Source organism: Arthrobacter sp. GCM10027362, from assembly GCF_042679445.1.
Classification (GTDB): domain Bacteria; phylum Actinomycetota; class Actinomycetes; order Actinomycetales; family Micrococcaceae; genus Crystallibacter.
The window spans coordinates 26,406-33,831 of record NZ_JBHTML010000021.1 but is presented as its reverse complement, the minus strand read 5'-3'; the positions used below and the strand labels follow the sequence as shown (position 1 = coordinate 33,831).

9 protein-coding genes and 1 tRNA gene are annotated in these 7,426 nt (G+C 67.9%); 5 read left to right on the top strand and 5 right to left on the bottom strand.

Annotation, left to right across the window (positions count from 1 at the left end; all coding sequences use genetic code 11):
• Nucleotides 1-663 (bottom strand): hypothetical protein (locus tag ACFQ36_RS05815; RefSeq protein WP_377011545.1); only part of this gene is annotated, 663 nt, incomplete at its 3' end.
• Between the two features lie 69 nt (nt 664-732).
• Here ACFQ36_RS05815 and ACFQ36_RS05810 point away from each other — a divergent pair.
• Nucleotides 733-1,245, top strand: coding sequence for a MarR family winged helix-turn-helix transcriptional regulator (locus tag ACFQ36_RS05810; RefSeq protein ID WP_377011543.1), 513 nt, complete (start codon nt 733-735; stop codon nt 1,243-1,245).
• Nucleotides 1,246-1,263: 18 nt separating this feature from the next.
• Here the strand turns inward: ACFQ36_RS05810 and ACFQ36_RS05805 are convergent, their stop codons facing one another.
• Nucleotides 1,264-1,731: a GatB/YqeY domain-containing protein gene (locus ACFQ36_RS05805; protein ID WP_377011541.1), complete on the bottom strand. Its 468-nt coding sequence runs from the start codon at nt 1,729-1,731 to the stop codon at nt 1,264-1,266.
• Between the two features lie 275 nt (nt 1,732-2,006).
• Nucleotides 2,007-2,090 (bottom strand) — tRNA-Leu (locus tag ACFQ36_RS05800).
• A 302-nt stretch (nt 2,091-2,392) separates the two neighbouring features.
• Here ACFQ36_RS05800 and ACFQ36_RS05795 point away from each other — a divergent pair.
• Together ACFQ36_RS05795 and ACFQ36_RS05790 are read left to right on the top strand one after the other, a co-directional pair.
• Nucleotides 2,393-3,697 carry a M20/M25/M40 family metallo-hydrolase gene (locus ACFQ36_RS05795; protein ID WP_377011539.1) on the top strand — a complete coding sequence of 435 codons (1,305 nt, stop codon included), beginning with the start codon at nt 2,393-2,395 and terminating at the stop codon, nt 3,695-3,697.
• A gap of 27 nt (nt 3,698-3,724) precedes the next feature.
• Nucleotides 3,725-4,876, top strand: a complete 1,152-nt coding sequence (locus tag ACFQ36_RS05790) for an acyl-CoA dehydrogenase family protein (RefSeq protein WP_377011549.1) — start codon at nt 3,725-3,727, stop codon at nt 4,874-4,876.
• Nucleotides 4,877-4,892: 16 nt separating this feature from the next.
• Here ACFQ36_RS05790 and ACFQ36_RS05785 read toward each other — a convergent pair whose 3' ends face one another.
• Nucleotides 4,893-5,126, bottom strand: a complete 234-nt coding sequence (locus ACFQ36_RS05785; RefSeq protein WP_377011537.1) for a DUF5703 family protein — start codon at nt 5,124-5,126, stop codon at nt 4,893-4,895.
• Nucleotides 5,127-5,178: 52 nt separating this feature from the next.
• On the opposite strand from ACFQ36_RS05785, the gene ACFQ36_RS05780 reads away from it, so the two are divergent.
• On the top strand, nt 5,179-5,466 hold the full coding sequence (locus ACFQ36_RS05780) for a hypothetical protein (protein WP_377011535.1): 288 nt from the start codon (nt 5,179-5,181) through the stop codon (nt 5,464-5,466).
• Nucleotides 5,467-5,485: 19 nt separating this feature from the next.
• Here the strand turns inward: ACFQ36_RS05780 and ACFQ36_RS05775 are convergent, their stop codons facing one another.
• On the bottom strand, nt 5,486-6,424 hold the full coding sequence (locus ACFQ36_RS05775) for an aldo/keto reductase (protein ID WP_377011533.1): 939 nt from the start codon (nt 6,422-6,424) through the stop codon (nt 5,486-5,488).
• Nucleotides 6,425-6,557: 133 nt separating this feature from the next.
• Between ACFQ36_RS05775 and ACFQ36_RS05770 the strand changes: the two genes are divergently transcribed.
• Nucleotides 6,558-7,382: an undecaprenyl-diphosphate phosphatase gene (locus ACFQ36_RS05770; RefSeq protein WP_377011531.1), complete on the top strand. Its 825-nt coding sequence runs from the start codon at nt 6,558-6,560 to the stop codon at nt 7,380-7,382.
• The last annotated feature ends 44 nt before the right edge of the window (nt 7,383-7,426 follow it).

Genomic DNA, 7,426 nt, shown 5'->3' with positions numbered 1-7,426 from the left:
GGCCAGGCCGGTGTCGCCGTCGTGCTCCAGCTGCGCCACTGCCGCCACGGCCCGGGCCGCAGCCAGCCTGGCCGGACCCAGGGGGAGCCACAGCCCGGGTGCCATGACCACGGCCCAGCCCGTAACCGAGCCGATGGCCGAGGCCGCCATGACGGCGGCAATATCCGCGGGCAGCTGCCCGAACCCTGCGCCGGCGGCCGCCGCAAAGATCAGGATCACAGGCCCGGGCCCCACGATACGCAACGCCATCAGGACCAGTGCCGACAAGCCGGCCGCGACGGCGAGTACGGCAATCTGCAGCCAGGCCGGTGCTCCGGCAACGCCCAGCGCGGCGCCTGCGCCCATGCTGACCGCCAGCGCGGCGCCCACGAAGGCAGCCCTGCGGGCCAGCAGGGGATAGGGCTCGTACCGGCAGAAGGCGGAGTTCAGCGCCCCCAGGGCGGCGATGCCCGCAATGTCCCCATGGCCCAGCAGTCCGCCCGCTACCAGGACCAGGGTTACCGCGACGGCTACCTTGACCGCCGGGGCAATGACGGCGTCGGCCTGTCGCACGGCCAGCACTTGGCGCCAGTGCCAGGCCTGCGGGGAAATGGAATGGGCGAAGGCGCCGAGCGAATGGCGCACGCGGCTATTGGGCCGGGAGGCGGATGCAGGCAACGTCACCCGGAAATATTACACAAGTAAAGTACCTGTAAAATACTGAATGGGGTTCAAGTCACGGGAAGGCAGGCAATGGCAGCGGAAGCCAGGGACGCAGACTTTATCGACCGGGCGCGGCAGGGCTGGCGGAAGGCTTGGCCTGGGCTGGACACCTCGGGGATGGAACTGATGGGACGCATCACGCGCATCTCGGCCCAGACGGTCCAGCTGCTGGACCAGGTGCTGGCTCCGGCCGGCGTGGCCCGGGCCGAATTCGATGTGTTGTGCGCCTTGGCACGCAGCGAGCGCCCGCTGCGCGCCAGCGAGGTGACCGCCGCCACGCTGTTCAGCAGCGCCGCTACCACCAAGCACGCCGCCCGGCTCGAGCAGGCCGGCCTGGTTCAGCGTCGGCGCCTGGAGCGGGATGGCCGCGTGGTCCTGCTGGAACTGACCGGCACCGGGCGGGCCTTGGTGGAAACCGAAATGCCGCGCTGCATGGAACTGGACCGGGCGCTGCTGGAGGGGATCGGCGAGGACGAGCTCGCCGCGCTGGCAGCCTTGCTGCGGCGGATTTCCCGGAACACGGAGGCGTATGCGGCCCGCTAGATGCGGCGCGGAGCCCGGCTACGACGCGAGGCGTTTACGGACGATCTCGCTGACGGCCTTGCCGTCGAAGCGGCCGGCAACCTTGGCGGTGACCGGCTTCATCACGGCCCCCATCTGCCGCATGGACGGCTCCACACCGCCGGCCTTCAGCGCGGCGATTGCCTCGTCGACAATGGCCTCCACCTCGGCTGCGGTCAGCGGCTGCGGCAGGTAGGCCTCGATGACCTCGGCTTCGGCGATCTCCGCGGCGGCACGGTCCGTCTGGCCCGCCTCCGCATAGATGCGGGCGGTGTCACGGCGCTTGGCGGCTTCCTTCTGCAGCAGCGCGGTGGTCTGGGCATCGTCGAGCTCGACCGGCGTCTTGCCGGACTTTTCGCGGGTCGCGATCTCGCCCAGGACATTGCGGACCGTGGTCAGCGCGGTCCGGTTGCCGGCCTTCATGTGGGCGACGACGTCCTCCTGCAGGCGCTGTTTCAGCGTGCTCATGGTGTTCCTCGTTTCGATCGCTGCTGTGCCAGGGAAAACACTAGTATCCGTGCTGCACCGCCCGGGAAGACAGGTCCCCGGGCCCTGCCCATCGGCCGCCGGCCGTGTTCGTCGGCGCAATCTGCCTGATCCTGGAGCTGGACACGGCGGACCGCACGGTCGCCGTCCGAAACCCCTGACGGCGGTTCATGCCCCGCGCGGGCGAAAACGGCCTCCGCATGGCGGAGGGCAAAAGAAGGCCCCGGAAATCCTTGGATTTCCGGGGCCTTTCCCTGTGCGCGGAGGGGGACTTGAACCCCCACCCTCAATAAGAGGACTAGCACCTCAAGCTAGCGCGTCTGCCATTCCGCCACCCGCGCAGGTGTCGATTTCGATTGGAGCGGCGAAGCGTTTCCCTCGAAAGCAGCGAGAAAAACTCTAACACGTTTTTGGCCAAGTGCTTAATCGGTCAGGCGTGCCGCCCGTCACGTCCGGGTCATTCCGGCCGGGCTCAGCAAAACCCGGGCATTCGGATGGAGTCCCGGGTGCCCGGGTGCCCGTGCCGGGCTCGAGGAGCAGGGGAAGGCGGCGAAAAGTGAGGCGGCCGGGGCCCGAGCTTGCGGGGGAAGGGGGAGCCGCCGAACGCTAGGCTGGGATCCTGACCCATCGCCAAGGAGAAGCCATGACTGTACCGTCCCCGGCCGAGGAAGTCGGCCGCATTTGCCAGGAACTGATCCGCTTCGATACCTCCAACTTCGGGGACAACGAGGGCCCTGGGGAGCGGGCGGCTGCCGAATATACGGCCGGGCTGCTGGCGGAGGTGGGCCTGGCGCCGGAGATTTTCGAATCCAGCCCGGGCCGCGCCTCGGTGGTGGCGCGGCTGGAGGGCGAGGATCCGTCCGCCGACGCGCTGGTGGTGCACGGGCATCTGGACGTGGTGCCGGCACAGAAGCCGGACTGGTCCGTGGATCCGTTCGCCGCAGAGGAGAAGGACGGGCTGATCTGGGGCCGCGGTGCCGTGGACATGAAGGACATGGACGCGATGATCCTGTCCGTGGTGCGCTGCATGGCCCGGAGCGGGACGAAGCCGAAGCGGGACCTGGTGGTCGCCTTCTTCGCGGACGAGGAAGCCGGCGGCAGGTACGGCGCCCAGTGGGCCGTGGACAACCGGCCGGAGCTTTTCGACGGCGCCACGGCGGCCATCTCCGAGGTCGGCGGTTTTTCCTCCACGGTCGGCGGCCGCCGGGCGTACTTCCTGCAGACGGCGGAAAAGGGCCTGGCTTGGCTGCGCCTGGTGGCCCAGGGGCGGGCCGGCCACGGCTCGCAGCTGAGCACCGACAATGCCGTGACCAACCTGGCCCGCGCCGTCACCCGGATCGGCGAGTATCGTTGGCCGATCGAGCTGACGGACACCACCCGCAGGTTCCTCGACGGCGTTACGGAACTCACCGGCGTCGTCTTTGATCCGGACAATCCGGAGATCCTGCTCAAGGAACTCGGTTCCGTGGCACGATTTGTCGGTGCCACGCTGCAGAATACCTCCAACCCCACCGTGCTCAGGGCCGGGTACAAGGACAATGTGATCCCGGGGCTGGCCGAGGCGCGCATCGACGCGCGACCGCTGCCGGGCCAGGACGCGCTGGTGCTGGCCAGGATCAAGGAGCTGGCGGGCGAGGGCATCGACGTCAGCTACGTCCATAACGACGTCGCGCTGGAGGCGCCGTTTGCCGGGAACCTGGTGGACGCGATGGTGGATTCGCTACGCGCCGAGGACCCGGACGCCGTCGTGCTGCCGTATACGCTCTCCGGCGGTACGGACAACAAGGCCCTGCACCGGCTGGGCATCACCGGCTACGGGTTCGCGCCGCTGCGGCTGCCGGAGGACCTGGACTTTACCGGCATGTTCCACGGAGTGGACGAGCGGGTGCCGGTGGAATCGCTGAAATTCGGTACCCGCGTGCTGCACAGGTTGCTGGCCACGTACTAGGGGAGCGGGGAAGGGATACCCATGGCGATCACTGTCGAGGAACTTCTCACCGACGCGCTGCTGGAGACCATCCGGGGCAGGGCCGCCGGCTACGACGCGGCGAACAGCTTCTGCCACGAGGACCTGGCGGATCTGAAAGCTGCCGGCTACCTGAAGATGTCCGTGCCCGAGGAGTGGGGCGGGCTCGGCTACCGCCTGCAGGATGTTTCCCGCGCACAGACCCGGCTGGCGTCGGCGGCCCCGGCTACGGCACTGGCGGTCAACATGCACTTGGTGTGGACCGGCGTGGCCCGGGTGCTGCAGGTCCGCGGGGACAGTTCCCTGGACTATGTGCTCCGCGAGGCGGGACAGGGCGAGATCTTCGGCTTCGGCGTCTCCGAGGCGGGCAACGACCAGGTGCTGTTCGACTCCCGGACCGTGGCCAAACCGCACGCGGGCGGCGGCTACAGCTTTACCGGCACCAAGGTGTTCACGAGCCTGTCTCCGGCGTGGACGCGGCTGGGCGTGTTCGGCCGGGACGATGGCGGCGACCAGCCGCAGCTGGTGTGGGCGTTCATCGACCGGAACGCTCCGGGCTACTCCATCAAGGACGACTGGGACACCCTGGGCATGCGCGCCAGCCAGTCCTGCACCACCGTGCTCGACGGCGTGGTAGCCGCCCCGGACCGGGTGTTCCGGAAGCTGCCGGTGGGGCCGAACCCGGACGTCCTGATCTTCGGGATCTTTGCCACCTTCGAGATCCTGCTCGCCTCGGTGTACGCGGGGATCGGGCAGCGGGCGCTGGAACTGGCGGTTGAGGCGGCCGAACGGCGGATGTCGCTGAAGACCGGCAGGAACTATGCGCAGGATCCGGACATCCGCCGGCGCGTGGCGGAGGCGGCCCTGGCGATGGACGGGTTGTACCCGCAGCTGGAGGTCATCGCCCGGGACGTGGACGACCTGGCGGACCATGGCCGGTTCTGGTTCGCCAAGCTCTCCGGCGTCAAGATCCGCGCCACCGAGACCGCCAAGCAGGTGGTGGAGCTGGCGGCGCGGGTCTGCGGCGGTTCCGGGTACTTCCGCGGCACGGAGCTGGAGCGGCTGTACCGGGACGTGCTGGCAGGGCTGTACCACCCGTCCGACGACGAGTCCGCCCACGCCACCATCGCCACCGCCTGGCTCGGTCCCCTGGCGGAGTGAAGCCGGGGCGGATGCCTCAGATGGTCGCCTCCACGCGCATGATCCGGCGCCTCAGCCAGTACTTGCGGCTGCCGCCCAGATAGAGCCTGGTACGCACCAGATCCCACTTCCCGTACTCCGCGTGCTCGACCAGCGCGCGCCGGGCTTCCTTGAGGGATTCGCCCTTGTTAACCGTCAGAATCAGGTATTCGTACTGGCGGGCATGGTCGCGTTCGCGTGCCGGTTCGTTGGCCAGAAATTGTTCCCTCATTGCCCTCCCATTCTCTTCACTTATTCTTCCCTCTACGGCTAACGTCTACTACATGAGTATTGATCCGCGTGTTGCTCTCCAGTCACTCACGACCGCCCTTGAGGAGCATCTGGCTGCTGCTGCCAGCCGGCGCGGTGACGACGATCCTAACGTCGAAGCGGCCTTCTCGGCCATTATGGAGGCTTTCGAAGCCTACGAAGACGCACTCTACGACACCTACGGCGAGGTCACGCCGCTGGTGATCTACGACGAGTCCGCCGAGGAGGACGAGGAGGAGTTCGACGACGCGGACGAGGTCGCGGATCCTTTCGACGACGATTTGGAGATCGAAGAAAAGTAGCCCGGGAGCATCCGCCGGATCAGGCCGGCGGCGCGGAGATATCGTTCAGCGCGGAGACGATTTCCGCCGGCATGCGCCGGGGCACCGCCTTCAGGATCTGTTCCAGCTGGGCGGGGGTGCGGGGACCGACGACGGCGGTGTCGATACCCGGCTGCTGCAGCGCCCAACTGAGCGCCAGGTCCAGAGGCTCGGCGTCGAGCCCGCGGGCGGCCGTGGCCAGGGCGTCCACGATCCGGGACGGACGCGGTTCCAGGTAGGGGGCCACATAGTCCGCGCGCGTCTCCGAGGCGCCGCGGGAGTCGGCCGGAATGCCGCCGCGGTACTTGCCGGTGAGCACGCCGCGCCCGAGGGGGGACCAGGCCATCATCCCGGTGCCGAGGGCAGCCGCGGCCGGGATCACTTCGCGCTCCGCGGTGCGGCGGACCAGGGAATATTCGGACTGGATGGCCACCAGCGGCACGCGGCTGAGGCAGGCGGCCCGGGCCAGTTGCCAGCCGGCATAGTTGGAGACGCCGACATACCGTGCACGGCCGGAGGAGACGGCGTATTCCAGGGCGGAGAGCGTTTCCTCCAGCGGCACCTCGGCGTCCCAGGTTTGCACCAGCCACAGGTCCAGGTAGTCGGTTCCCAGCCGGGCCAGGCTGGCATCGAGCGAGCGGAGCATGGCTCCGCGCGAGGCATCGATCTCGCGTTCGCCCTTGTTCAGGCCGATGCCCGCCTTGGACACGAGGGTGACTTCCTGCCGGGGAACCATTTCGCCCAGGAACGAGCCGACGATGGCCTCGCTGTTGCCGTCCGCATACAGGGCGGCGGTATCGATCAGCGAGCCGCCGGCGTCGAGGTACTTGCGCAGCATCAGGCCCGCGTTTTCCTCATTGGTCTCTTCGCCCCAGGCCATCGTCCCCAGGGACAGGCACGGGACCTTCAGCCCGCTGGTGCCTAAACGCTTGTGCTCCATAGCCCACAAGCCTAAGGCAGGCGGTGCGAACGCCGTAAACAGGAAGCTGCCCGGACCGGCAGCGCGGACACGGTGGCCTCCTGCGCTGTGTCCGGTGCGGACCCGCCGGGGCCGGTGCCCTATTGTCGAAGGTGTGAATTGGCTTGAAGCAGCGATCCTGGGCCTGGTCCAGGGACTGACAGAATTCCTTCCGATCTCCTCCAGCGCGCACCTGCGCATCGTCGGCGAGTTCCTGCCCGGCGCGGCCGACCCCGGGGCGGCGTTTACCGCCGTCACGCAGCTGGGCACCGAGACCGCCGTCGTCGTCTTTTTCTGGCGGGACATCGTCCGGATCGTCAAGGCCTGGTTCGGTTCGCTGACCGGAAAGATACCGCGCGAAGATCCCGACGCCCGGATGGGCTGGCTGGTGATTATCGGGTCGCTGCCCATCGGCATCCTCGGCCTGCTCTTCCAGGACGAGATTGAGGGCACCTTCCGCAGCCTGTGGCTGGTTGCCACCATGCTGATCGTTTTCGGCGTCTTCCTGGCCATCGCGGACACGATCGGCCGGCAGAAACGAAGGCTGGAGAACCTGACCTACAAGCACGGCATCCTGTACGGCTTCGCGCAGGCACTGGCGCTGATTCCGGGTGTTTCCCGTTCCGGCGGCACGATTACGGCCGGCCTGTTCATGGGCTACACCCGCGAGGCCGCCGCCCGGTACTCGTTCCTGCTGGCCATTCCCGCGGTGTTCGCCAGCGGGCTGTTCCAGCTGGTCAAGAGTTTCGGCGAGCCGGGACCGTACGGGCTGGGCGAGACGGCGCTGGCCACCGTGGTGGCTTTCGGCGTCGGGTTCGTCATTATCGGCTGGTTCCTGCGCTATGTCTCCACCCGCAGCTACCGGCTCTTCGTGTGGTACCGGATCGGCCTGGGCATGCTGTTGTATATACTTCTTGGCTTGGGCCTGATCAACGCCTAGGCAGGGAATTTATCCGGCTCGGCAGCGCTTATTCATCACGGCCC

What these genes read in the sequence shown, in the direction of transcription:
- ACFQ36_RS05795 (WP_377011539.1), top strand. Translation starts at nt 2,393, where the DNA reads ATGACTGTACCGTCCCCGGCCGAGGAAGTCGGCCGCATTTGCCAGGAA.
- ACFQ36_RS05785 (WP_377011537.1), bottom strand. Translation starts at nt 5,126, where the DNA reads ATGAGGGAACAATTTCTGGCCAACGAACCGGCACGCGAACGCGACCAT.
- ACFQ36_RS05810 (WP_377011543.1), top strand. Translation starts at nt 733, where the DNA reads ATGGCAGCGGAAGCCAGGGACGCAGACTTTATCGACCGGGCGCGGCAG.
- ACFQ36_RS05775 (WP_377011533.1), bottom strand. Translation starts at nt 6,424, where the DNA reads ATGGAGCACAAGCGTTTAGGCACCAGCGGGCTGAAGGTCCCGTGCCTG.
- ACFQ36_RS05805 (WP_377011541.1), bottom strand. Translation starts at nt 1,731, where the DNA reads ATGAGCACGCTGAAACAGCGCCTGCAGGAGGACGTCGTCGCCCACATG.
- ACFQ36_RS05780 (WP_377011535.1), top strand. Translation starts at nt 5,179, where the DNA reads ATGAGTATTGATCCGCGTGTTGCTCTCCAGTCACTCACGACCGCCCTT.